The organism is Kitasatospora sp. NPDC002551, assembly GCF_040296005.1.
In the GTDB taxonomy this organism is placed as follows: domain Bacteria; phylum Actinomycetota; class Actinomycetes; order Streptomycetales; family Streptomycetaceae; genus Kitasatospora.
The window spans coordinates 112,171-133,426 of sequence record NZ_JBEOWI010000010.1; the positions used below are offsets into that span (position 1 = coordinate 112,171).

Annotated in this window: 23 protein-coding genes and 1 pseudogene; 12 read left to right on the plus strand and 12 right to left on the minus strand. The window is 75.1% G+C overall.

Annotated features, from left to right (window positions below; all coding sequences use genetic code 11):
- Positions 1–135: 135 nt before the first annotated feature.
- Genes ABT093_RS12565 through ABT093_RS12575 form a run of 3 tightly spaced genes read right to left on the minus strand, consistent with a single transcriptional unit; the run spans position 136 to position 1,766 of the window.
- Positions 136–597 carry a DUF6113 family protein gene (locus ABT093_RS12565; protein WP_350563342.1) on the minus strand — a complete coding sequence of 154 codons (462 nt, stop codon included), beginning with the start codon at positions 595–597 and terminating at the stop codon, positions 136–138.
- Positions 594–1,520: an N-acetyl-1-D-myo-inositol-2-amino-2-deoxy-alpha-D-glucopyranoside deacetylase gene (mshB, locus tag ABT093_RS12570; protein ID WP_350563344.1), complete on the minus strand. Its 927-nt coding sequence runs from the start codon at positions 1,518–1,520 to the stop codon at positions 594–596. The genes ABT093_RS12565 and mshB overlap by 4 nt, the downstream gene beginning before the upstream one ends.
- A 51-nt stretch (positions 1,521–1,571) precedes the next feature.
- A complete protein-coding gene (locus tag ABT093_RS12575; RefSeq protein WP_344344199.1) occupies positions 1,572–1,766 on the minus strand; it encodes a DUF2304 family protein in 195 nt (64 codons plus the stop codon).
- Positions 1,767–1,991: 225 nt separating this feature from the next.
- On the opposite strand from ABT093_RS12575, the gene ABT093_RS12580 reads away from it, so the two are divergent.
- Positions 1,992–4,160, plus strand: a complete 2,169-nt coding sequence (locus ABT093_RS12580; protein WP_350563346.1) for a S9 family peptidase — start codon at positions 1,992–1,994, stop codon at positions 4,158–4,160.
- A 244-nt stretch (positions 4,161–4,404) separates the two neighbouring features.
- Positions 4,405–4,617: a hypothetical protein gene (locus ABT093_RS12585; RefSeq protein ID WP_350563348.1), complete on the plus strand. Its 213-nt coding sequence runs from the start codon at positions 4,405–4,407 to the stop codon at positions 4,615–4,617.
- A gap of 195 nt (positions 4,618–4,812) precedes the next feature.
- Here the strand turns inward: ABT093_RS12585 and ABT093_RS12590 are convergent, their stop codons facing one another.
- A complete protein-coding gene (locus ABT093_RS12590) occupies positions 4,813–5,652 on the minus strand; it encodes a GNAT family N-acetyltransferase (RefSeq protein ID WP_350563350.1) in 840 nt (279 codons plus the stop codon).
- Positions 5,653–5,779: 127 nt separating this feature from the next.
- On the minus strand, positions 5,780–6,727 hold the full coding sequence (locus tag ABT093_RS12595) for a MerR family transcriptional regulator (RefSeq protein ID WP_350563352.1): 948 nt from the start codon (positions 6,725–6,727) through the stop codon (positions 5,780–5,782).
- A gap of 210 nt (positions 6,728–6,937) precedes the next feature.
- Between ABT093_RS12595 and ABT093_RS40960 the strand changes: the two are divergent.
- A pseudogene (locus ABT093_RS40960) lies at positions 6,938–7,134 on the plus strand (DNA-binding response regulator); the annotation flags it as partial.
- Positions 7,135–7,154: 20 nt separating this feature from the next.
- Here the strand turns inward: ABT093_RS40960 and ABT093_RS12600 are convergent.
- The gene (locus tag ABT093_RS12600) at positions 7,155–8,036 is read right to left on the minus strand and encodes a transglutaminase family protein (RefSeq protein ID WP_350563354.1); all 882 of its coding nucleotides are present in this window, start codon (positions 8,034–8,036) and stop codon (positions 7,155–7,157) included.
- Between the two features lie 67 nt (positions 8,037–8,103).
- On the minus strand, positions 8,104–9,150 hold the full coding sequence (locus tag ABT093_RS12605) for a GNAT family N-acetyltransferase (protein WP_350563356.1): 1,047 nt from the start codon (positions 9,148–9,150) through the stop codon (positions 8,104–8,106).
- Between the two features lie 130 nt (positions 9,151–9,280).
- On the opposite strand from ABT093_RS12605, the gene fdxA reads away from it, so the two are divergent.
- A complete protein-coding gene (gene fdxA, locus ABT093_RS12610) occupies positions 9,281–9,607 on the plus strand; it encodes a ferredoxin (RefSeq protein WP_030061559.1) in 327 nt (108 codons plus the stop codon).
- Between the two features lie 20 nt (positions 9,608–9,627).
- A complete protein-coding gene (gene dapC, locus ABT093_RS12615; protein WP_350563358.1) occupies positions 9,628–10,791 on the plus strand; it encodes a succinyldiaminopimelate transaminase in 1,164 nt (387 codons plus the stop codon).
- A gap of 77 nt (positions 10,792–10,868) precedes the next feature.
- Here the strand turns inward: dapC and ABT093_RS40965 are convergent, their stop codons facing one another.
- Complete coding sequence (locus ABT093_RS40965; RefSeq protein ID WP_502884204.1) at positions 10,869–11,654, minus strand: hypothetical protein; 786 nt, start codon at positions 11,652–11,654, stop codon at positions 10,869–10,871.
- Positions 11,655–11,956: 302 nt separating this feature from the next.
- Positions 11,957–12,988, minus strand: a complete 1,032-nt coding sequence (locus tag ABT093_RS12625; RefSeq protein ID WP_350563360.1) for a VldE C-terminal domain-containing protein — start codon at positions 12,986–12,988, stop codon at positions 11,957–11,959.
- A gap of 136 nt (positions 12,989–13,124) precedes the next feature.
- Between ABT093_RS12625 and dapE the strand changes: the two genes are divergently transcribed.
- Positions 13,125–14,198: a succinyl-diaminopimelate desuccinylase gene (dapE, locus tag ABT093_RS12630; RefSeq protein ID WP_350563362.1), complete on the plus strand. Its 1,074-nt coding sequence runs from the start codon at positions 13,125–13,127 to the stop codon at positions 14,196–14,198.
- A gap of 99 nt (positions 14,199–14,297) precedes the next feature.
- The gene (locus ABT093_RS12635) at positions 14,298–15,107 is read left to right on the plus strand and encodes an LOG family protein (protein ID WP_350563364.1); all 810 of its coding nucleotides are present in this window, start codon (positions 14,298–14,300) and stop codon (positions 15,105–15,107) included.
- Positions 15,108–15,149: 42 nt separating this feature from the next.
- On the opposite strand, the gene folP is transcribed toward ABT093_RS12635, so the two are convergent.
- Positions 15,150–15,962 (minus strand): dihydropteroate synthase, encoded by an 813-nt coding sequence (folP, locus tag ABT093_RS12640; RefSeq protein ID WP_350563471.1) that lies wholly within the window; start codon positions 15,960–15,962, stop codon positions 15,150–15,152.
- Positions 15,963–16,118: 156 nt separating this feature from the next.
- Here folP and ABT093_RS12645 point away from each other — a divergent pair, with 156 nt between their 5' ends.
- Positions 16,119–16,556, plus strand: coding sequence for a DivIVA domain-containing protein (locus tag ABT093_RS12645; RefSeq protein WP_350563366.1), 438 nt, complete (start codon positions 16,119–16,121; stop codon positions 16,554–16,556).
- Entirely contained in the window at positions 16,553–17,146 is a 594-nt protein-coding gene (locus ABT093_RS12650) for a DNA-3-methyladenine glycosylase I (RefSeq protein WP_350563368.1), read from the plus strand. The genes ABT093_RS12645 and ABT093_RS12650 overlap by 4 nt, the downstream gene beginning before the upstream one ends.
- A 12-nt stretch (positions 17,147–17,158) precedes the next feature.
- Here ABT093_RS12650 and ABT093_RS12655 read toward each other — a convergent pair whose 3' ends face one another.
- Positions 17,159–17,959, minus strand: coding sequence for an enoyl-CoA hydratase-related protein (locus tag ABT093_RS12655; RefSeq protein WP_350563370.1), 801 nt, complete (start codon positions 17,957–17,959; stop codon positions 17,159–17,161).
- Between the two features lie 298 nt (positions 17,960–18,257).
- Between ABT093_RS12655 and ABT093_RS12660 the strand changes: the two genes are divergently transcribed.
- Positions 18,258–18,425: a DUF3117 domain-containing protein gene (locus tag ABT093_RS12660; RefSeq protein WP_014137929.1), complete on the plus strand. Its 168-nt coding sequence runs from the start codon at positions 18,258–18,260 to the stop codon at positions 18,423–18,425.
- A gap of 94 nt (positions 18,426–18,519) precedes the next feature.
- On the opposite strand, the gene ABT093_RS12665 is transcribed toward ABT093_RS12660, so the two are convergent.
- The gene (locus ABT093_RS12665) at positions 18,520–19,152 is read right to left on the minus strand and encodes an O-methyltransferase (RefSeq protein WP_350563473.1); all 633 of its coding nucleotides are present in this window, start codon (positions 19,150–19,152) and stop codon (positions 18,520–18,522) included.
- A 331-nt stretch (positions 19,153–19,483) separates the two neighbouring features.
- Here ABT093_RS12665 and sigE point away from each other — a divergent pair, with 331 nt between their 5' ends.
- Both sigE and ABT093_RS12675 read left to right on the plus strand, forming a co-directional pair.
- On the plus strand, positions 19,484–20,212 hold the full coding sequence (sigE, locus tag ABT093_RS12670) for an RNA polymerase sigma factor SigE (RefSeq protein WP_502884211.1): 729 nt from the start codon (positions 19,484–19,486) through the stop codon (positions 20,210–20,212).
- Complete coding sequence (locus ABT093_RS12675) at positions 20,209–21,216, plus strand: zf-HC2 domain-containing protein (RefSeq protein ID WP_350563372.1); 1,008 nt, start codon at positions 20,209–20,211, stop codon at positions 21,214–21,216. Before sigE ends, ABT093_RS12675 begins: the two co-directional genes overlap by 4 nt.
- The last annotated feature ends 40 nt before the right edge of the window (positions 21,217–21,256 follow it).

Here is a 21,256-nt window from a genome sequence, read left to right on the forward strand (position 1 = left end):
ACCATACTGGGAAGAACCGACCGGTGAACCGGTTCGGAGAGATCCCGATACGTCCGGTTCCTCCGGTATGAGAGTACGACCGGGCGGTGCTGACTGCCCGTCGTACCCGCCACCGTACGCGGGTGCCCGCCCGGGTCAGCGCGGCGGGCCCGCCACCCCGGGGAACCAGCCGGCGCGGGTCGGCAGGGTGGCGCAGATCACGCCCAGGATCGAGCCGGCGAACAGCCAGGCGAGCGACGTGGCATTGGTCCACAGCACGTTGTCCCCCTCCGGGCGGGGGACCATCACCAGCAGCAGGGCCAGGAACCAGCCGCCCGCCGGGACGGCGGCGCCGAGCCGGGTGCCGGTCACCCGCAGGCCGCCGTAGAAGGTCGCGGCCGTGGCGGCGAGCGCCAGCAGGACCCCCACGGGCGGCCACAGGGCCTGCACGAACGCTCCGCACACCGATACCGCGAAGCCCAGCGGGAAGAGCAGGACATACGCCGCGATCCGTGCGGCGCGCGGCGGCTGGGGCTCCTTCAGCCGCTCGTCGCGGGTGCCGAGGACGGACGCCGCGACGGAGCGGCGCGCGGGCCGCGCGGGGGCGGGCGGGGTCATCGGGCACGCTCCTCGGAGGTCGCGGCGGGGGCGTCGGGGGCGGTGTCCAGGCCGGCGAACAGGTCGTCCTCCGGCAGCCGCGGCCCGGCCTGGCCGCGCACCAGCTGGTAGTACTCGGTGGTGAGCAGGGGCTGGCCCAGGTGGTTGGAGAGCGCGAAGAACGCGCCGGTGGGGTCCACGGTGATCTGGGTGGCGTGCGCGGCCATCGCGGCGGCCTTGCGGCCGGCGTACGCGGTGCCGTCCAGCACGGTGGTGACCAGCTCGTCGTCCACCACCCCGGGCACGTCGGCGGGCTCGGCGACGCCCGGGAACGGCGCCTTCGCGGCGGTCCCGGCCAGGCCCCGCACGATCACCGACCGGGGCACCCGGTTCCAGTAGACCTTGGCGATCCGCCAGGCCGGGCCCAGCTCGGGCCGGTAGGCCGGGTCGGCGGCCAGTTCGTGGGCGCGCATCGCGACCCGGTGCGCCTGGATGTGGTCGGGGTGCCCGTAGCCGCCCTGCTCGTCGTAGGTGACCAGCACCTGCGGGCGCACCTCGCGGACCACCGCCACCAGCCGGCCGGCCGCCTCGTCCACGTCGGCCCGCCAGAAGCAGTCCGGCGCGTCGTTGTCGGGCACGCCCATCATCCCGGAGTCGCGGTAGCGGCCCGGGCCGCCGAGGAAACGGACGTCGGAGACCCCGAGCGCGGCCATCGCCTCCGTCAGCTCTCCGATCCGGTACGCGCCGAGGGTGTCGTCCCGATCCGCCGTCAGGTGGGCCAGCTCCGGCGGGATCACCTCGCCGCCCTCGCCGAGGGTGCAGGTCACCAGGGTGACGCGGGCGCCCTCGGCGGCGTAGCGGGCCATCGTGGCGCCGTTGTTGATCGACTCGTCGTCGGGGTGCGCGTGCACCAGGAGCAGGCGGCGGCCGGTGGTCGGGGTCATGGGAGGAAGCCTAACGACCGGCGCGCCGGCCCGGTGACCGTACGCCCCGGGTCAGAGCCGCAGGCCGTTGATCATCCCGGCGAGGTTGCTGGTGACCTGGCTGATCGAGGGGGCGATGGAGCTGGACGCCAGGTAGAAGCCGAGCAGCGCGCAGACGATCGCGTGCGCGAGCTTCAGGCCCGAGCGGCGGATCAGCACCACCACGATGACCAGCATCAGCATGGCGGCGGAGATGGACAGGGCCATGGCGGCTCACACTCCTCGGGGCCTGACGATCACTCGGGACCAGTCATACCCGAAGAGTGAGGTCGTCATGACGCTGGGTGAGTCCGCATGCCCCGGGGCACGGTGGCACCCGTGGGGCGCATGGGCCGGTCGGAGGGGGTGCGGGACCCGTCCGGGCGTACTTGCGGCCGATGCTCCGAACGAGTGATCACCATCGGCCCACCCCGGGTCGTAGGGTCTGGTGCCATGACCACCCACACCTCAGCGGACACCTTCCCGAGGCAGTACGCGCGCACCCTGCGCTACACCGTCGGCGCCCCCCGGTCGTTCTCCGTCGCACCCGACGGGTCCCGGGTCGTCTTCCTGCGCTCGTCCTCCGGGAGCGACCGCGCCAACCTGCTCTGGACCCTCGACACCGCCACCGGCGAGGAGCGGATCGCCGCCGACCCGGCCGCGCTGCTCGGCGGCGGCGAGGAGGACCTCTCCCCGGCCGAGAAGGCCCGCCGCGAGCGCAGCCGCGAGGGCTCGGCCGGCATCGTCGGCTACGCCCTGGACGGCGCCGGCCGCACCGCCGCCTTCGCCCTCTCCGGCCGGCTCTTCGTCGCCGACCTGGCCGCCGGCACCGCCACCGAGCTGCCCGCCGAGGGCCCGCTGCTCGACCCCCGTCCCTCCCCGGACGGCACCCACGTCGCGTACGCCACCACCTCCGGCGAGCTGCGGCTCTCCCGGACCGACGGCACCGGCGACCGGGTCCTCGCCGCGCCCGACGGGCCCAACGTGACGTGGGGCCAGGCCGAGTTCATCGCCCAGGAGGAGATGTCCCGCGACCGCGGCTACTGGTGGTCCCCGGACAGCGACCGGCTGCTGGTCGAGCGGGCCGACGACAGCCCGGTCGACCGCTGGTGGATCGCCGACCCGGCCAACCCGGACCGCGAGCCCGCCGAGGTCGCCTACCCGGCCGCCGGCACCGCCGACGCCGAGGTCGGCCTCTGGCTGCTCGGCCTGGACGGCGGCCGCACCGAGGTGGTCTGGGACCGCGCGGCCTTCCCCTACCTGGCCCGGGTGCACTGGTCCAAGGGCGGCGTGCCGCTGCTGCTCGTCCAGTCCCGCGACCAGCGCGTCCAGCAGACCCTCGGCCTGGACGTCGCCACCGGCGCCACCGAGCTGCTGCACGAGGAGCGCGACGACGTCTGGCTGGAGCTGTTCCAGGGCGTCCCCGCCTGGACCCCGGACGGCCGGCTGGTGCGGATCTCCGACGAGTCCGGCGCGCGGTCCCTGGTCGTCGGCGACCAGACCGTCACCGGGCCCGACCTGCACCTGCGCTCGGTGCTCGCGGTCACCGCCGAGGAGGTCTTCTTCACCGCCTCCGGCGGCGCCGCCGAGACCGACCCCGAGCCTGGCTGGATCGCCGTCGGCCGGATCGGCCACGACGGCAAGCGGCTCTCCTGGGAGTCCGCCAACGGCCGCCCGTTCACCTCCGTCACCACCGCCGTGCACGCGGCCGGCATCACCGTGCGGGCCACCGCCGAGCCCGACCTGCCCGGCACCCTGGTACAGGTGGCCCGGGACCTGCCGGAGGGCGTGGTGGTGGACGACGTCGCCGTGATCGCCTCGCACGCCGAGACCCCGGTGATCACCGCCCGTCCGGTGTTCCGCTTCGCCGGCGAGCGCCGCATCCCCGCCGCGGTCTTCCTGCCCACCGGCTACGACCGGGAGCGGGACGGCCTGCTGCCCGTCCTGATGGACCCCTACGGCGGCCCGCACGGCCAGCGCGTCGTCCAGGCGCACAACCCGCACCTCAACTCGCAGTGGTTCGCCGACCAGGGCTTCGCGGTCGTCGTCGCCGACGGCCGGGGCACCCCCGGGCGCGGGCCGGCCTGGGAGAAGTCGATCCACCACGACTTCGCCGGGGCCACCCTGGACGACCAGGTCGACGCGCTGCGGGCGCTCGCCGGGGAGTTCCCGCTCGACCTCGACCGGGTCGCCATCCGCGGCTGGTCCTACGGCGGCTACCTCGCCGCGCTCGCCGTGCTGCGCCGCCCGGACGTCTTCCACGCGGCGGTCGCGGGCGCGCCGGTCACCGACTGGCGGCTGTACGACACCCACTACACCGAGCGCTACCTGGGCCATCCGGCCGAGCACCCCGAGGTGTACGACGGCAACTCGCTGATCGGCTACGCGGCCGGGCTGGAGCGCCCGCTGATGATCATCCACGGCCTCGCGGACGACAACGTGGTGGCCGCGCACACCCTGCGGCTGTCCTCGGCGCTGCTCGCCGCCGGGCGCCCGCACACCGTGCTGCCGCTCTCCGGCGTCACCCACATGACGCCGCAGGAGGAGGTCGCGGAGAACCTGCTGCTGCTCCAGGTCGACTTCGTGAAGAAGTCGCTCGGCATCCGAGCCGCGGCGCGCTGAGGAGGGGGAGCGGGGCCGGATCAGGGTGCCCGGGCCCGCGGACGAGCGGTGCCGGGGCGTTCCCGTCCCGCTCCCCCTTGGCCGCGTGTACCCGCACGGGGTCGATCTGTCCGGCCTCGACGTGCGCTCCACGCTAGCGGGCGGGTCCGACAGCCGCAGGTCCGTGCGTCCGGCACGACGGATGCCATGCCGGACGCACGACGGCGGCCACTCCCGCCGCACCCGGGCCCGGCGGGACCCTGAGGTGGACCAGCACGGCACGGACGCCGGCAGGGACGAGGCGGCGCGGGCGCAGGTCGCCGACATCGAGAAGGCCGCCCGGCAGTCGCTGATCGACGCCTGGCCGGGCCTGGCTCCCGAGGAGGCGGGCGCGCCGGCCTGGGCGCTGCGCGAGGCGGTCACCGACGTCGTGCGGCACGGCGAGAGCGCCACGGTCTGCACGGTGCCGACCTCCTGAACGGCCGGTCCGGGGCTGGTCCGGGCGGAGGAACTCCGCGCCCCGCCCGCGACGGCGTGGCGCCGCCGATCCCGCCCGGGGGCAGCATGACGGGCATGCCGAAGCCTGTCGTGGCGGTGCTCGTCGTGCTGCTGCTCGCCCTGATCCCGTGCGCCGCCTTCACCGAGGCCGGCGGCCCCGCCACGGGGACCGCCCCTACCGGCGTTCGAACCGGGCCCGCCGGCTCACCCCGGTGAACCCCAGCCCCCGGAACAGGGCCGCGGACGCCGGGTTGTTCACGTTCACGTCCAGGAACACCTCCGCGTCCCCCGCCGCCCGCAACCGCGCCAGCGCCGCCGCCGCGAGCGCCCGGCCGAGCCCGCGCCGCCGCCAGGCGGGCACGGCCCCGAGCTGGACGAGGAACCCCTCGGCGCACACCACGAAGCCGACCGGCGCACCGGCGGCGTCCCGGGCGAGCAGCGAGGCGTCGGGCCGGAAGTCGTCCTCGACCAGCCAGCTCACCCACTGCTCCAGCGTCAGGCCGGGGTACCCCGGCCGGTCCGCGAACGACGCGCAGTACGCCTGGCAGAACGCCCCCCGGGTCTCCTCGCCCCACTCCTCCACCCGGATCCCGTCCGGCAGGGCGGCCTGTTCCGGCGGCACCTCGGGCCCCAGCCGGAACACGTCCTCGGCGAACACCTGCCGCAGCCCCCGCGCGTGGAACAGTTCCTCGGCGGCGGGCGTCAGCGCCTCCGTCTCCACCTGGACGACGGTCTCCGCCGCCGTCATCAGCCGGTCCAGCAGTTCCCCGCCGAGCCCCCGGCCCCGGAAGTCCGGGTCCACCGCCCCCACCAGCGACCAGCGGTGGGCGTAGGGGCGCGCCGCCCCGCAGGCCACCAGCCGGCCCTGCTCGTACGCCCCGATCCGGACGGTCCCCGGCCCGTCGTACCGCCGGTTGACGAAGGAGGGCTCGCCGGTCACCGGCAGCCCCCCGTCCGCCGCAAGGCACCGCCGCACCACCCCCAGGACCGCCCCCAGCTCGCTGTCCGGAAGCACTTCCCGCCACTCCACGCCCATCCCCGCCCGCCTCCCGCTCGGCTCCTTCCGGCATGCCATCTCGAAAGCCGGCCGGGCGCAAGCGGGTTGTCGGGGCGCGGAGCGGGGAGCCGGCCCGTCCGACCTCCTACTCCAGCGAGGCCCGCAGGGCGGCGGTGAACCAGGCGACGACGTCACGGAGGCTCTCCGGGCGGGGCCAGCCGTTGATGGTGGCCAGGAGGTGCCAGTAGCGCTCGGCGCGGGGGTCGTCGGCGGTCTCGACGCGTTCGAGGATCCAGGCCCGCAGCGCGGCGTCGTCGGGGCGGCCGAAGGTGTCGGCGTAGGCGGCGGTGAGCGAGTCGAGGACGGGCGCGGCGGCGGGGGAGCCGGGGGCGACGCCCTCGGCGAGGGCGGCGGTGACGGTGCCGCGGACGGTCTCGGAGAGGGCGGCGTGCAGGCCGGTGTCGTCCCCCGCGGCCCGTTCGGCGGCCTGGTGGACGGCCATCCGGCGGACCGCGGCGCGGAAGTCGTCGTCCTGCACGAGTTCGCCCAACTCCACCCAGGCGTCGATCTGTTCGACGGTCGGCTCGTCGGGCAGCTCCGGCATGGCGGCACGCATCATCGCGACGAACTCCGGGTTGGCGTCCAGGCCGCCGAAGGTGGCGTCGATGAAGTCGTGGACCAGGCGCCGACGTTCGGCGTCGGACAGTTTCGCGAGCTGGTGCATGCGTCTCGTCTCCTCGGTCGTGGGGCCGCGTTCGGCGATCGCCCGCAGCACCGTCCGGCGCAGCCGGAGCGTGCGGATCTGCACGTCCAGCGCGTCGGCGTGTGCGGCGGCCACCTCGCGCAGCGGGGCGGAACGGTCCAGCACCCGGCGGACCGTGGCCAGGTCGAGGCCCAGTTCCCGCAGGGTGCGGACCAGGTCGAGCCGGGCCAGGGCGTGCACGTCGAAGCGGCGGTAGCCGGCCGGCGTGCGGGTGGTGGGCGGGACGAGCCCGGTGTCGGCGTAGAAGCGGACGGCCTTCACCGTCAGCCCGGTGCGCCGGGCCAGCTCACCGATGGAATACAGCGTGGTGTGGAGCTCGTCGTCCCGCATGGCCCCAGCCTGTCGTCTCCCCCGGGGGGAGACTCAAGGGGCGCCGCGCGCGGGCCGCGCGGCCGTGGTGGCGGGGGCGCGCCGCAGGGCCGGGCGCCATGAGCGACGTTCGGAACGACCGGCCCTCCGTGCGGGTGCCGCTGGCGGAGGACCAGGGGATGGTCCGGGCGGCGCCGGCGGCGCTGCGCGAGCGGCGGCCGCAGACCAGGGGTGGTGATCGCGACGACCTTCGGCCGCCCCGGCTACCTGCGGCGGGCGATGGAGTCGGGCGCGGACGCCTTCCTGGTGAAGGACGCGCCGGGCGCCCGCACCTGTCCGAGGGGACGGTGGGCAACTACCCGTCGATGGCGATCCAGAAGACCGGGGCCCGCAACCGCACCGAGGCGGTCCGGATCGCCGCGAGAAGGGCCGGCTTCAGGGGCGGCCCTCAGTTCAGCCGGTGGCGGGCGGCCCGGGCCTCCTGGCGGACCTTGGCGGCGGTGTCCGGGTCGAAGGCGTCCAGGATCTCCGCGTACTCGTCCATCTCGCCCGCCCCGCCCAGGAAGTCTCCGGTGCGCACCAGCAGTTCGGCGCGTTCGAGGCGGAGCTGGGCGGGGTGGCGGGGGAGCAGCAGGGCGAGTTCGGTGGCCCACAGCTGGGTGCGGGCGTGCTCCGGACGGTCGGCGGCCCAGGCCCGGATGTTGCCGAGCACCCGCAGCACGACGTCCAGCGGCTGGGCGGGCGTGAGCAGCTCGGGGGCGAACTCGTGCCCGCCGGCGCGCACCAGCCGGGCCACGTCCTCGAGGTCGAGCAGCCGGCCGCCGTGGAACGGGTCGGCCAGGACGTACTCCTCGCCGCCGGCGGGCCCGCCGACCGCGACGATGAAGTGGCCGGGCAGCGCGATGCCGTGCACGGTGAGCCCGGCCCGCCGGGCGACGGCCGACCAGACCAGGGCGAGCATGATCGGCAGCCCGCGCCGGCGGCGCAGCACGTCGGGCAGCAGCGAGGACTCCAGCCGCCGGTAGTCGGACTGCCGCCCGTGGAACCGCTCGCGCCCGCCGAGGACGGCGGCCAGCAGCGCCGCGGTCTCCTCGGGCCCGGCCGGGGCCCGCTCGGCGACGGCGAGCCGGACGGCGGCCGCGTGCCGCTCCAGGGCCGCCGAGCAGGCGGCGAGCAGGGCGTCGACGGAGGGCGGGCCCTGGAGGTCCTCCGGATCCCCCGGGTCGGGGGCGGGGGTGTGCTCGGCGGCAGCGAGCAGGCAGAGCAGCACCGGATCGGGGTGCTCGGCCCGGGCCTCGGTCCGGAAGCGTGCTCTGCTCTGCTCGGTCACGGCGGTGGCGGCGGCTTTCGTAGGGCGGACGGACAGGCGGTTCCGGGGCGGACGGTTCCGGGGCGTCCTACCCCTGCGGCAGGAGCGCGTAGTGGTAAGTGTGACTGGTCGTGAAGCCCAGGCGGTCGTAGAGCGCGATCGCCCCGGCGTTCTCCGCCTCCACCTGCAGGTAGCCGCCGCTCGCGCCCTCCTCGGCGGCCCGGGCGGCGAGCACCGCCATCACCGCGGTGGCCAGGCCGCGGCGGCGGGCCCACGGAGCCACCTCGATGGCGCCGAAGCAGGCCCACGGTCCGTCGACGACGCAGCGGCCGGCGGCCAGCACGGGCGGGGTGCCGTCGCCCTCGGTCCGGCAGCCGTCGGTGTCGTGCACGGTCGCGAACCAGACCGAGGGGCCGCCGTGGATCACCGTGCGGGCGGCCCGCTCCACGGCCGGGTCGTCGGTCACCCGGCGGTAGAGCGACATCCAGTCGGCGGAGGCGGTCCGCGCCAGCCGCACCCGGTCGCGCCCGGCCCGGTCGCCGAGCCGGCTGAGCGGTGCCAGCTCGGCCACCCGGACCAGGGTCGGCGAGTACGCCGCGCCCAGCCTGTCCAGCTCGGCGCGCAGCGGCTCGGGCGAGCCGGGGGTGCTGACCTCCACCCAGGCCGGCAGCCCGCGCGCCGCGTACCACCCGCGCGCGGTGGTGAGCGCCTCGTCCAGGGGCACTCCGGGGTCGCCGAGCGCCTGTACGGAGTTGGCGCGCCGGGTGAACCCGGAGGAGGCGCGCAGCGTCCAGGCGCCCAGCGGCTCCTGCTCGACGGCGGGCCAGCCGCGGGCGGCGATCCGCTGGAGCTCGGCCGGGCCGGCGGCCGGCAGCGGTGCGCGCCGGGCCGGGAAGAGCGGCACGGCCTTGCCCGCGACCAGCAGCTTCTCGTCGAAGGAGACCGGATCGCCGGCCCGCGGCACCACGGTGAGTCCGGATCCGTCCCAGGATGCGAGCACCCCGATCACATCGCGGAACACTGGCCGGTTGTCGTCGGCGAACCCGGCGAGCCGCCGCACGGAGACCCTGCGGCCCACGTCGGAGCGATCTATCCGGACCTCCGGACGGTCCTGAACCGGCCCTTCGGCGGTCATCTGGGCACCTCCTGTGCATTTGCGGTCTCCGACCCGCGATACTAGGGGCGGGCATCGACGACGCCGCGCTCACCCGCGCACGCGAGAAAACAGAATGGGCCGCCGAGCCCTTCCGAGGAGGAACGACAGCGTGACCTACGTCATCGCGCAGCCTTGTGTCGACGTCAAGGACAAGGCGTGCATCGAAGAGTGCCCGGTTGACTGCATCTACGAGGGCGAGCGATCGCTCTACATCCACCCGGATGAGTGTGTCGACTGTGGCGCTTGTGAGCCGGTCTGCCCGGTCGAGGCGATCTTCTACGAGGACGACACGCCGGAGGAGTGGAAGGACTACTACAAGGCGAACGTCGAGTTCTTCGACGACCTCGGCTCGCCCGGCGGTGCCTCGAAGCTCGGCCTGATCGAGCGCGACCACCCGTTCATCGCCGCTCTGCCGCCGCAGAACGCCGACCACTGACGACTGGTGGCAACTGAGCTGTGAGTACCAAGAACAGCACGCACGCGCCGTTCCCGGGTCACCCGGGGGCGGCGCGCCGCGTTTCCGACCTGCTGCCGGTCTTCCCCTGGGACAAGCTGGAGCCGTACAAGGCGACCGCGCTGGCCCACCCCGGCGGGCTCTGCGACTTCTCCGTCGGCACGCCGGTCGACCCGGTGCCCGAGGTGATCCAGAAGGCGCTCGCCGCGGCCACCGACACGCCCGGCTACCCGACCGTCTGGGGCCCGCTGGAGCTGCGCGAGGCGATCGCCGGCTGGCTGCACCGCCGGCTCGGGGCCGAGATCGGCCCGCAGGCCGTCCTGCCGACGGTCGGCTCCAAGGAGCTGGTCGCCTGGCTGCCGACCCAGCTGGGCCTCGGCCCCGGCGACCAGGTCGCCTATCCGCGGCTGGCCTACCCGACGTACGAGGTGGGCGCGCGGCTGTGCGGCGCCGAGCCGGTCGAGTACGACTCGGTGGACGAGCTGGACGGCTCCCGGGTGCGCCTGCTGTGGGTCAACTCGCCGTCCAACCCGACCGGGCGGGTGCTCGGCGCGGACGAGCTGCGCCGCACGGTGGCGTGGGCGCGCGAGCACCGGGTGCTGCTGGTCAGCGACGAGTGCTACCTGGAGCTCGGCTGGGAGGCCGAGCCGGTCTCGGTGCTGCACCCCGGGGTGTGCGGCGAGGGCGGCCACGAGGGCCTGCTCGCGGTGCACTCGCTGTCCAAGCGCTCCAACCTGGCCGGCTACCGCGCGTCCTTCGTGGCGGGCGACCCGGTGGTGGTCAGGGAGCTGCTGGAGGTGCGCAAGCACGGCGGCATGATCGTGCCGGCCCCGGTGCAGGCGGCGACGGCGGCCGCGCTCGGGGACGACGCGCACGTGGCCGAGCAGCGGGAGCGGTACGCGGCCCGGCGGGCGGCGCTGCGCGGGGCGCTGGAGGCCTACGGCTTCCGGATCGAGCACTCCGAGGCCAGCCTCTACCTGTGGGCGACCCAGGACCGGCCGTGCTGGGAGACGGTGGCCGAGCTCGCCGGCCTGGGCATCCTGGTCGCGCCGGGGGACTTCTACGGTCCGGCGGGCGGCCGGTTCGTGCGGGTCGCGTTCACCGCGACCGACGAGCGGGTCGCGGCGGCCGTGGAGCGGCTGCGCGCGGCGGCCGCCGCCCGGTAGTCCGCGGGCGCACGAGCGCGCGAGGGGCCGGTGTCCGGATTTCCGGACACCGGCCCCTCGCCGTGGTGCGGGTGGGCTCAGCCGATCGGCAGGCCGTTGAGGGAGCCGCCGTTGACGCCGCCCAGCAGGCCGCTCAGCGGGCCGAGCGCGCTCGTGAGGCCGGACAGGCCGTTCAGCGGGCTGTTCGGTCCGAGGTCGGCGCCGCCGAGGCGGTTGGCCGACCCGTGCTCGGCGAGGCCGAGCACGTCGGCGCCGGGCAGGCCGGCCGGCAGCGCCCGGGTGACCGAGCCGAGCGGCAGCGCGTCGGTGACCGTGGAGGTGCTGGGGATGGCCTGGGCGACCCCGCTGGCACCCGGCACGGCGTTGGTGATCGCGCCGGTCTCGGCGAGCCCGCCGACCGGGCTGAGGCCGGCGTGCGCGCTGCGCTGCGGGGCGGCACTGTGCCCGGTGACGGCCTCGCCGAGCTTGCCGGCCAGGGCCCGGGCGACCTTCGGGGTCACGCCGGCGAGCTGGCCGGTGGTGGCGGCGGTCTGGTCGACCGGCGCGGTCAGCGAGCTGGCCTTCTCGTTCGCCTCGGGGAGCTGCTGGGCGACGATGCTGCCGGTCGCGTCGGCGGCGGCGGGCACGCCCGCGGCGACGGTGGCGGCACCGGTGTCGCCGGCCGCCTGGCCCAGCTGGTGGGTGGTGTGCTGCAGGGTGGATCCCGCGTCGGTGTTGGTCAGCTGGCCGAGCGGGGCGGCGAGGTCGCCCTTGGGCAGCAGGGCGTCTGCGGCGGACGCGGAGCCGGCCGCGACCAGCGGGGTCGCGCCGGCCGCCACGAGCAGCGCGGCCTGGGCGATCCGGCGCGTGAGGGGGTGAGACATGGGGCTCCTCGGAGGGGTCTGGGTCCGTCCCGTCCGCCGGGCGGACGACACTGTTACCGCTTGAGAAGCCAGAAGGTTGCGGGCCGTGCAAGGAAAGCGTCGGGCCGATCGTCGGATGGTCGGACGCATCGGGCACCGCGCCGGGCATCCGGCCGGGGGCGCGGGCCCGTGACGGGCCAAGGGGAGTGACGGTTCTGCGCCCCGCCCGCCCGGGCCGGACCGCCGTCCACCGGGGTTGACGCGAATCACCCGGGTGGCGGCAACCCGGACACCAGTGCGTCAACGGCCCCGGCGCACCGGTTTCAGCCCTTGGCGGGGGCGGCCAGCGAGACCAGCACCAGCTTGGCCGACGTGCCGGTCGGCTGCGGCTTCCAGCCGTCCTCGGACTTCGCCTTCCGCCAGATCCTCCCGTCGTACGCGACCGTCTCGATGCCCAGCTTCTGGGCCTGCGTCACCGCCCAGTGCGCCACCGCCCAGCCGTTCTGCCGCTCGGCGTCCGGGCCGGAGTCGGTGGACGCGGTCGGGTCCGGGGTCAGCGAGACGGCGTTCTCCGCGCCCTTGATCGTGGAGGTGTAGCCGGTGGCCGGGGTCACCGTGCGGCCGAACTCGCGGCGCACCCGGTCGCTCAGCACCTGGGCCCGGTCCGGGCGGGCCGCCGTCGCGGCACCGGTGGCGGGCGCGGCCCCGGCCGGGGCGGCCGGCGAGGCGCTCTCCTCGTCGGTGTCCGGCTCGGCGAAGTCGTGCACCACGCAGTTCAGCGAGGCCGCCTCGCGGCCGGTCAGCGCGGAGGCCAGCAGGGTCGCCTTGGTCTCGTGCTTGGCGTAGGCCTGCGGGTAACCGCTCTTCTGCACCTGCTGGGCGGCGTCGGTCAGCGGCAGCCGGGTGTAGCCGGGCACCTTGACCAGGCCGTCCAGGAACTTGTTGGTCGCGTAGACCGGGTCCATGATCTGCTGCACGGTGCCCCAGCCCTGCGAGGGCCGCTGCTGGAACAGGCCCACCGAGTCCCGGTCGCCGCCGGTCAGGTTGCGGATCTTGGACTCCTGCATCGCGGTGGCCAGCGAGATGGTCACCGCCCGGTCCGGCAGGCCGCGGGAGTGCGCGACGGCGGAGATGGTCGCCGCGTTGGCCGCCTGCGGCAGCTCCAGGGTGCCCTCGCCGGCCGGCGTCTTCACCGAGCAGCCCTCGGGGGTCAGCAGCTTGGTGTCGCGCAGCCAGAACAGCGCCACCGCGACCACCGCCAGCACCAGCAGCCCGACCAGCACGACCCTCAGCGGCCCGCGGCGCCGCCGTGGCGCCGCGCCCCCGCCACCGTCGCCGCCCTCTCGCTCCGCCACCGCCGCCCCTCTCACCGAGCACGTCCGAACCGACACCGTACCCACTCGGACGGATGTGCGGTGACAGCCGGTTGCCGTTCGGACTGTCACAGCCGTGCGACATCCCGCGGCCCGGGCGGGACTAGGCTGGGCAACCATGAGCAGCCCGAAGACGCCCCTGGACCTCACCCTCGACGGCGGCGCGCTGACCGCCCAGCTGGTCGACTTCCCCTCCGTCAGCGGCGACGAGCAGGCGCTCGCCGACGCCATCGAGGCCGCCCTGCGGGCCTACCCGCACCTGACCGTCGACCGGTACGGCAACAACGTGGTCGCCCGCACCGGCCTCGGCCGCGCCGAGCGCGTCGTGCTGGCCGGCCACATCGACACCGTGCCGATCGCCGACAACGTGCCCTCCTGGGTCGAGGGCGACCTGCTCCACGGCTGCGGCACCTCGGACATGAAGTCCGGCGTCGCCGTCCAGCTGCGGCTCGCGGCCACCCTGCCCGAGCCCAACCGGGACCTCACCTTCGTCTTCTACGACTGCGAGGAGGTGGAGGCCCACCGCAACGGCCTCGGCCACCTCGCCCAGGCCCACCCCGACTGGCTGGCCGCCGACTTCGCGGTGCTCATGGAGCCCAGCGGGGCGGTCGTCGAGGGCGGCTGCCAGGGCACCCTGCGCGCGCAGGTCCGGCTCGGCGGCGTCCGCGCCCACTCGGCCCGCGGCTGGCTCGGCGACAACGCCATCCACAAGGCCGGCGAGGTGCTGCGCCGGCTCTCCGAGTACCGGGCGCGCCGGGTCGAGATCGACGGCCTGGAGTACCGCGAAGGCCTCAACGCGGTGCGCATCGACGGCGGCGTGGCCGGCAACGTCATCCCCGACGAGTGCGTGGTGACGGTCAACTTCCGCTTCGCGCCGGACCGCGACGAGGCCGACGCCGAGAAGCACGTGCGGGAGGTCTTCGACGGCTTCGAGGTCACCGTCACCGACTTCGCCCCGGGCGCGCTGCCCGGCCTGAACCAGCCCGCCGCCCAGGCGTTCCTCGCCGCGACCGGCGGCACCGCCCGCGCCAAGTTCGGCTGGACGGACGTGGCCCGGTTCAGCGCGCTCGGCGTCCCGGCGGTCAACTACGGCCCGGGCGACCCCAACATGGCGCACAAGCGGGACGAGCACTGCTCGCTGAGCGCCATCGCCGCGACCGAGGAGCGGCTGCGCGCCTGGCTGACCGCCTGAGCGGGCCGTCCGGCCGGATACCGGAGGCCATCTTCCGGTTGCCCAACCGACCTTCCACCGTTGCCTGAAAAAGGGGAGGGGCGGGCGTAGGGTTTCGTCATGACAGGCACTGGAGACGAGAAGCGTTACGGGCACGGCCCCGAGCAGGTGGGCGAGCCGCACCCGAAGAAGGCGTGGCCCGAGAAGCAGAAGGGCCCGGTGCTGGTGCGCCGGGACCAGGTCGGCGAGAGCACCACGGACCAGCGCCTGCTGGACACCACCGGTCCCACCGACTGGCTGCACACCGACCCGTGGCGGGTGCTGCGGATCACCTCCGAGTTCGTCGAGGGCTTCGGCGCGCTCGCCGAACTCCCGCCCGCGGTCAGCGTCTTCGGCTCCGCCCGGACCCTGGTCGACTCGCCCGAGTACGCGGCGGGCGTGGCGATCGGCCGGGCGCTGGCGGAGGCCGGCTACGCGGTGATCACCGGCGGCGGCCCGGGCGCGATGGAGGCGGCCAACCGCGGCGCCTCGGACGCCGGCGGGCTCAGCGTCGGGCTCGGCATCGAGCTGCCCTTCGAGCAGGGGCTCAACGAGTTCGTCGACCTCGGGCTGAACTTCCGTTACTTCTTCGTCCGCAAGACGATGTTCGTGAAGTACGCGCAGGGCTTCGTCGTCCTGCCCGGCGGCCTCGGCACGCTGGACGAGCTGTTCGAGGCGCTCACCCTGGTGCAGACGAAGAAGGTCACCCGCTTCCCGGTGATCCTCTTCGGCAGCGCCTACTGGGGAGGGCTGGTCGACTGGCTGCGGAACACCCTGGTCGCGCAGGGCAAGGCGGCCCCGCACGACCTGGAGCTGTTCCACGTCACGGACGAGATCGACGAGGTCATGAAGATCCTCGCCGACGCCCGCCGTCCGGTGACCGAGATCTAGCGCGAGCGCCCCGGAGGCGGGCCGAGCGCCGTCGAGCGGGGCTCAGGCCAGTCCCCGGCGGGCGACCGCCGGGGGGCGGGTGCCGCGGATCGAGGCGACCATGTCCAGCACCTGCCGGGTCTCCGCCACCTGGTGCACCCGGTACACCTGGGCGCCCAGCCAGGCGGAGACCGCCGTGGTCGCCAGCGTGCCGAGCAGCCGCTCGTCCACCGGCTTGTCGAGCGTCTCGCCGACGAAGTCCTTGTTGGACAGCGACACCAGCACCGGGAACCCGGTCGCGGTCATCTCCGGCAGCCGCCGGGTCGCCTCCAGCGAGTGCCGGGTGTTCTTCCCGAAGTCGTGCCCCGGGTCGATGATCACCGCGTCCCGCCGCACGCCCAGCCCCACCGCCCGCTCGGCCAGTCCGACGGTCACCCGCAGGATGTCCGCCATCACGTCCTCGTAGCCGACCCGGTGCGGCCGGGTGCGCGGCTCGGCGCCGCCCGCGTGGGTGCAGACCAGCCCGGCGCCGTGGCGGGCGGCCACCTCGGCCAGCTTCGGGTCCACCCCGCCCCAGGCGTCGTTCAGCAGGTCCGCGCCCACCTCGCAGACCGCCTCGCCGACCTCGTGCCGCCAGGTGTCGACGCTGATCACGGCCTCGGGGTGGCGCTCGCGCAGCTGCGCCACGAACGGCACGGTGCGCCGCAGCTCCTCCTCGACGCTCACCTCGTCGCCCGGGCCGGCCTTCACGCCGCCGATGTCCAGGATCGCGGCGCCCTCGGCCATCGCGCGGTCGGCCGCGGCGAACGCGGCCTCGTCGGCGAAGGTCGCGCCCTTGTCGAAGAACGAGTCCGGCGTCCGGTTGACGATCGCCATGATCACCAGCTCGTCGTCACCGAATTCCCGTGGTCCCAGGCGCAGTGCCACCGATGTCTCCTCCACAGCTGCTGCGAGTGCGATGATGGCCCCCGGCCCATCGGGACCATGATCCCACTCCAGTCGGGGCCGGCCGGAAAATCGGGAGGACCGCTCGTGTTCTGGGTGATCGTGGTGGCCATGGCCGTGGTGGTCGGCGGTGCCGCGCTGGTGGCACTGGGCGGCGGCGGTTCGCTCCCGGAGGCCGTGCAGGACCGCATCTCCGCCCGGCTGCCGCAGGACCGTCCGCTGGGCCAGGGCGACGTCGAGGCGCTGCGCCTGCCGATGGCCGTGCGCGGCTACCGGATGGACGAGGTGGACGACGTCCTCGACCGGCTGGGCGCCGAACTCGCCCACCGCGACGCCCGGATCGCCGAGCTGGAGGCGCTGGCCGCGGTGCGCGGCGCCGTCGAGGCCGGCGAGGGCCCGGAGCACGGCGCCGAGCCGCTGCCCGGCCTGGAGGAGTTCGCCCGGGTCGTCGAGCCCGCCGTCGCGCTCACCAAGACCCCCGCGGCCCCGGGCCCGGAGGACGCCGGGCCCGAGGGGCGGAAGTGAGCGCCGAACCCGGCGGTGCCGTCCTCGGCGCGGACGGGCTGCGCCGCTGCGGCTGGGGCGACTCGGCGGACGACTACCGCGTCTACCACGACACCGAGTGGGGACGCCCGGTGCACGGCGACGACGCGCTGTTCGAACGGGTCTGCCTGGAGGCCTTCCAGTCCGGCCTGTCCTGGATCACCATCCTGCGCCGCCGCGAGGGGTTCCGGGCGGCCTTCGCCGGCTTCAGGATCGCCGAGGTGGCCGGGTTCGGCGAGGACGACGTCGAGCGGCTGCTCGCCGACACCGGCATCATCCGCAACCGGGCCAAGATCGAGGCGGCGATCGCCAACGCCCGGGTCGCCCGCGACCTCGACGGCGGACTGGACGCGCTGATCTGGCAGTTCGCCGGGGACCCGGACCGGCCGGCGCCCCGCACGCTCGGCGAGGTGCCGGCCGTCACGCCCGAGTCGACGGCGCTGGCCAAGGCCCTGAAGAAGGCCGGCTTCCGGTTCGTCGGCCCGACCACCGCCTACGCGCTGATGCAGGCCTGCGGCCTGGTCGACGACCACCTGGCCGACTGCCACGCGAGGGTCGCCCCCGGGCGGTGATCCTGCGGGGCCCTACCGCCCGAGGTACTTCGGCTTCTCCTTCGCGATGAAGGCGCGGACCGCGATCCGGTGGTCCTCGCTCTCGCCGGCCAGCGTCTGCAGCTCGTCCTCCTTGTCGAGCAGCTCGCTCAGCGAGTGCGAGGCGCCGTACGCCAGCGACTCCTTGATCGCGCCGTAGGCCACCGTCGGGCCCTCGGCCAGCTCCTTGGCGAACACCCGGGCGGCGGCGGCCAGTTCGGCGGCCGGCACGACCTTGGTGGCCAGGCCCAGCTCCATCGCCTCGGCCGCCTTCACGGTGCGCGGCAGCATCAGCAGCTCGGTCGCCCTGGCGTGCCCGACCAGCCGCGGCAGCGTCCAGGACGCCCCGGAGTCGGCGGTCAGCGCGATCCCGGCGAACGCGGTGTTGAAGCCGGCGGTGTCCGCGAGGATCCGGAAGTCGCAGGCGAAGGCCAGCGAGGCGCCCGCGCCGGCCGCCACCCCGCCGACCGCCGCCACCGTCGGCTTGCGCATCCCGGCCAGCGCCCGCAGCAGCGGGTTGTAGTGCTCGGCGACGGTCTTCAGCGCGCCCTCGCCGGTCTCCTCGGCCCGCTTCAGCAGGCCCAGGTGCTCCTTGAGGTCCTGCCCGACGCAGAACGCCCGGTCGCCCGCGCCGGTCAGCAGCACCGCCCGCACCGCCGGGTCCTCGGCGGCGGCGGTCACGGTGTCGCGCAGCGCCACCTTGGTCGCCACGTCCAGCGCGTTCATCGCCTCGGGACGGTTGACGGTGATGACGGCCAGGCCGCCGTCCAGCTCGTACAGCACGGAATCGGACATGGGCGAGGGCTCCCTTGATCGTGATCGGCTCTGATCGTCGCTGCCAGGATGCCGGAGTGCCCGGCCGCCTGGGGAGTGTGAGGTATCGCACCTTTCGGTGCCGTGCGGACCGCCACCGTGCCGGGGCTTATGCCGGAAAATGTGCGGGATTGAGGTGGTCCGGACGAGGTTGCACCGAGAGTGATGTTGGTCATCAGGCCGTGGCATGCGGGATAATGGCTTCCGATCAATGCGTTCGATACCGGCGGTGGACGGACTGCCGGTGCGTAGCTGAGCGGTTGCAGGAAGGGGAACGAGCATGGCGGCCATGAAGCCGCGGACGGGTGACGGCCCGCTCGAAGTCACCAAAGAGGGGCGGGGCATCATCATGCGCGTTCCGCTCGAAGGCGGCGGACGCCTCGTGGTGGAGCTCACGCCTGACGAGGCCGACGCCCTCGGCGAGGCCCTGAAGAAGGCCTGCGGCTGACCGCAGCAGGTGCTCGCCATCTCCTGGAGATGTGCTGCCGGGCCCGGGTACGACCATCGCGTCGGCCCGGGCCCCGTACTTTTCCCGGAACCCGCTAGCGCTTCACGGCGCAGAGCAGTCCGTCCGAGACCGGCAGCAGCGCGGGCAGCAGCGCCTCGCTCTCCCGGACGGCCTGGACCAGGTCCCGGACCGACTGCGTCTGCGGGTCCTGCAGTTCCGGCTCGGCCAGCCGGCCCTCCTGGAAGACGCCCTCGAAGCAGACCATCCCGCCCGTCCGCAGCAGCCGCAGCGACTCCGCCAGGTACTCCCGGGACTCCGCCGGGTCGCCGTCGCAGAACACCAGGTCGTACTGGCCGTCCGCGAGCCGCGGCAGCACCTCCAGCGCCCGGCCCGGTATGAACCGCGAGCGGTTGGCCGCGAATCCGGCCGCCTGGTAGGCCTCCTTGGCCAACTGCTGGCGCACCGGCTCGGAGTCGACGGTGGTCAGCACCCCGTCCGGCCGCATCCCGCGCAGCAGATAGACCCCGGAGACGCCCGTCCCGGTGCCGATCTCGGCCACCGCCTTGGCGTCCAGCGCGGCGGCCAGCAGCCGCAGGCAGGCGCCGCCGCTCGGCCCGATCGCCCGGATCCCGGTCCGCGCCGACTGCGCCCGGGCGTAGGTCAACACCGCGTCCTCGCCGACGTAGGTGTCGGCGAGAGCCGCGCGGGTGGGCCCGAACTCGCTGATGGCTGCCTCTTTCGGAGCCCCGGGTGACGGCCCGGCGCCGAGCGGATGTCGATATTTCCTGCCACAGATTACTGGCCGGACGGGAACCGCGTACGGCGGCGGGCCGTTGGTGGAGCAGGGACCGGGGGAACGGGACGTCCCGGACACCCTCCGGGCCCGTCATCCGGGCCGGCCGGTCCCGGACGCTTCTTATCCGGGCTTGACGGGCGAGGTGGATATGGTGGTGGCCCTGCTGGGCAGAAGAGCCGACCGAGGAGGTGTGGCCGAGGGCGACGTCCCCGTGCGGCGGCACTCCCGCGGCACCGCGTCGACCCGTACGCCGAAGCCCGTGATGAACCAGCCTGCGCACTCCACCCTGGACCAGCCGGCCCCCGCGCACGAGGCGCCGGCCGCCGGTACCGCCGAGGCCCCCGCCCTCGCGACCTTCGCCGAGGGCCCCGACGCGCAGACCTGGACTCCGCCCACCTGGGAGGAGATCGTCGAGGCCCACAGTGCCCGCGTCTACCGCCTCGCCTACCGCCTGACGGGCAACCAGCACGACGCCGAGGACCTCACCCAGGAGGTCTTCGTCCGGGTGTTCCGGTCGCTGTCCACCTACACCCCCGGCACGTTCGAGGGCTGGCTGCACCGGATCACCACCAACCTGTTCCTGGACATGGTCCGCCGCCGCCAGCGCATCCGCTTCGACGCGCTCGGCGAGGACGCGGCCGAGCGCCTGGCCTCCCGCGAGCCCAGCCCGGCCCAGCACTTCAGCGACACCCACTTCGACGCCGACGTCCAGCACGCCCTGGACACCCTGGCGCCCGAGTTCCGTGCCGCCGTCGTCCTGTGCGACATCGAGGGCCTCTCCTACGAGGAGATCGCGGCCACGCTCGGCGTCAAGCTCGGCACCGTCCGCAGCCGCATCCACCGCGGCCGCTCGCACCTGCGCGCCGCGCTCAAGCACCGTGCCCCCGGCTCGGCCCCCGGCCGTGAGCGCCGCGGCGGCGGGGCCGAGGAGCAGCCGGTGCCGGTCGGCGCGGCGGTCGCACCGGGCGGGCGCGGACGGAGGCGATCGTGAGCGGAACCGGCCGATCGGGGGCGGGCCACCCGCAGACACCCGGCCGCACCGCCGCCCGCCGCGGCGGCTGGCCCGCGCTGGGCCGCCGGGGCCAGGACGGCCCCGGAGCACCCGACGCGGCGCCCCCGGCGCCCCCGGCCGAGCCGGCGCTGCGCGCCGTCGCCGTGCGGGCCGTGGAGCCCGTCGCCGAGGAGCACCACCTCGGGGAGCGGCTGTCCGCCTTCCTCGACGGCGAACTCGGCCACGACTCGCGCGAGCGCGTCCAGGCCCACCTGGCGACCTGTCCCCAGTGCCTCGCCGAGGCCGACGAGGGCCGCGCCGTCAAGCACCTGCTGACCCGCACCGGCACCCCCGGCCCGTCCTCCGCGCTGATGGCCCGGCTGATGGCCGTCGGCGCGCTCCCGGAGGACGAGCGGCAGCCGCGTGCCGACCACCCGCACCGGGACGACGACGACCTGCCCGGCGGCGGTGCCGCTGCCGCCGGCACGCTCGGCGGCAGCCGGCTGGACGGCGGATCGTTCGGCCGCGGCGCCGGGGCCTCCTTCGGCGCGGGCGCGCTCGGCGCCGACGCGCCGGTGCCCGGCGTCGACCCCCGCGCCTTCGGCCGCGGCTCGGTGCTGCGCCCGCTGATCGGTCGGCGCTCGCTGCGCCCGGACGTCCCGGTCCAGCCGCTGGCGGCGGCCGCGGCCGCCCCGGTGGTCCGGCCGGCCCCGCCGCGCGGGCGGCGCTTCGTCTTCGCCGCGGCCGGCGCCTTCTCGGTCGCCGCGGTCACGCTCGGCGGCGTCGGCACCATCGCCGGCCCGGGCGACGACCAGCACGGCACCACGGTCAGCCCGCCCGGTGGCGGCGGGCGGGGCGGGATGCTCCCGATGAACGCCCAGGTGCCGGCGGTGGACCTGCCGGTGCGCCCGGTGGCGGTCACCCGCGGCGCGACGCCGTCGCACGACCTGCCGGAGCGCTCGCCGAGCTCCGGTGTCGCCGGTCTGCACCACGAGAACAGATAGGCCCCACCGGCCCCACCGGTCCCGTCCGACCCTGATCATC

What these genes read in the sequence shown, in the direction of transcription:
- ABT093_RS12655 (WP_350563370.1), bottom strand. Translation starts at nt 17,959, where the DNA reads ATGTCCGATTCCGTGCTGTACGAGCTGGACGGCGGCCTGGCCGTCATC.
- ABT093_RS12575 (WP_344344199.1), bottom strand. Translation starts at nt 1,766, where the DNA reads ATGGCCCTGTCCATCTCCGCCGCCATGCTGATGCTGGTCATCGTGGTG.
- ABT093_RS12605 (WP_350563356.1), bottom strand. Translation starts at nt 9,150, where the DNA reads ATGACCGCCGAAGGGCCGGTTCAGGACCGTCCGGAGGTCCGGATAGAT.
- mshB (WP_350563344.1), bottom strand. Translation starts at nt 1,520, where the DNA reads ATGACCCCGACCACCGGCCGCCGCCTGCTCCTGGTGCACGCGCACCCC.
- ABT093_RS40965 (WP_502884204.1), bottom strand. Translation starts at nt 11,654, where the DNA reads ATGTCTCACCCCCTCACGCGCCGGATCGCCCAGGCCGCGCTGCTCGTG.
- dapE (WP_350563362.1), top strand. Translation starts at nt 13,125, where the DNA reads ATGAGCAGCCCGAAGACGCCCCTGGACCTCACCCTCGACGGCGGCGCG.
- folP (WP_350563471.1), bottom strand. Translation starts at nt 15,962, where the DNA reads ATGGCGATCGTCAACCGGACGCCGGACTCGTTCTTCGACAAGGGCGCG.
- ABT093_RS12565 (WP_350563342.1), bottom strand. Translation starts at nt 597, where the DNA reads ATGACCCCGCCCGCCCCCGCGCGGCCCGCGCGCCGCTCCGTCGCGGCG.
- sigE (WP_502884211.1), top strand. Translation starts at nt 19,484, where the DNA reads ATGAACCAGCCTGCGCACTCCACCCTGGACCAGCCGGCCCCCGCGCAC.
- ABT093_RS12635 (WP_350563364.1), top strand. Translation starts at nt 14,298, where the DNA reads ATGACAGGCACTGGAGACGAGAAGCGTTACGGGCACGGCCCCGAGCAG.
- ABT093_RS12580 (WP_350563346.1), top strand. Translation starts at nt 1,992, where the DNA reads ATGACCACCCACACCTCAGCGGACACCTTCCCGAGGCAGTACGCGCGC.
- ABT093_RS12595 (WP_350563352.1), bottom strand. Translation starts at nt 6,727, where the DNA reads ATGCGGGACGACGAGCTCCACACCACGCTGTATTCCATCGGTGAGCTG.
- ABT093_RS12660 (WP_014137929.1), top strand. Translation starts at nt 18,258, where the DNA reads ATGGCGGCCATGAAGCCGCGGACGGGTGACGGCCCGCTCGAAGTCACC.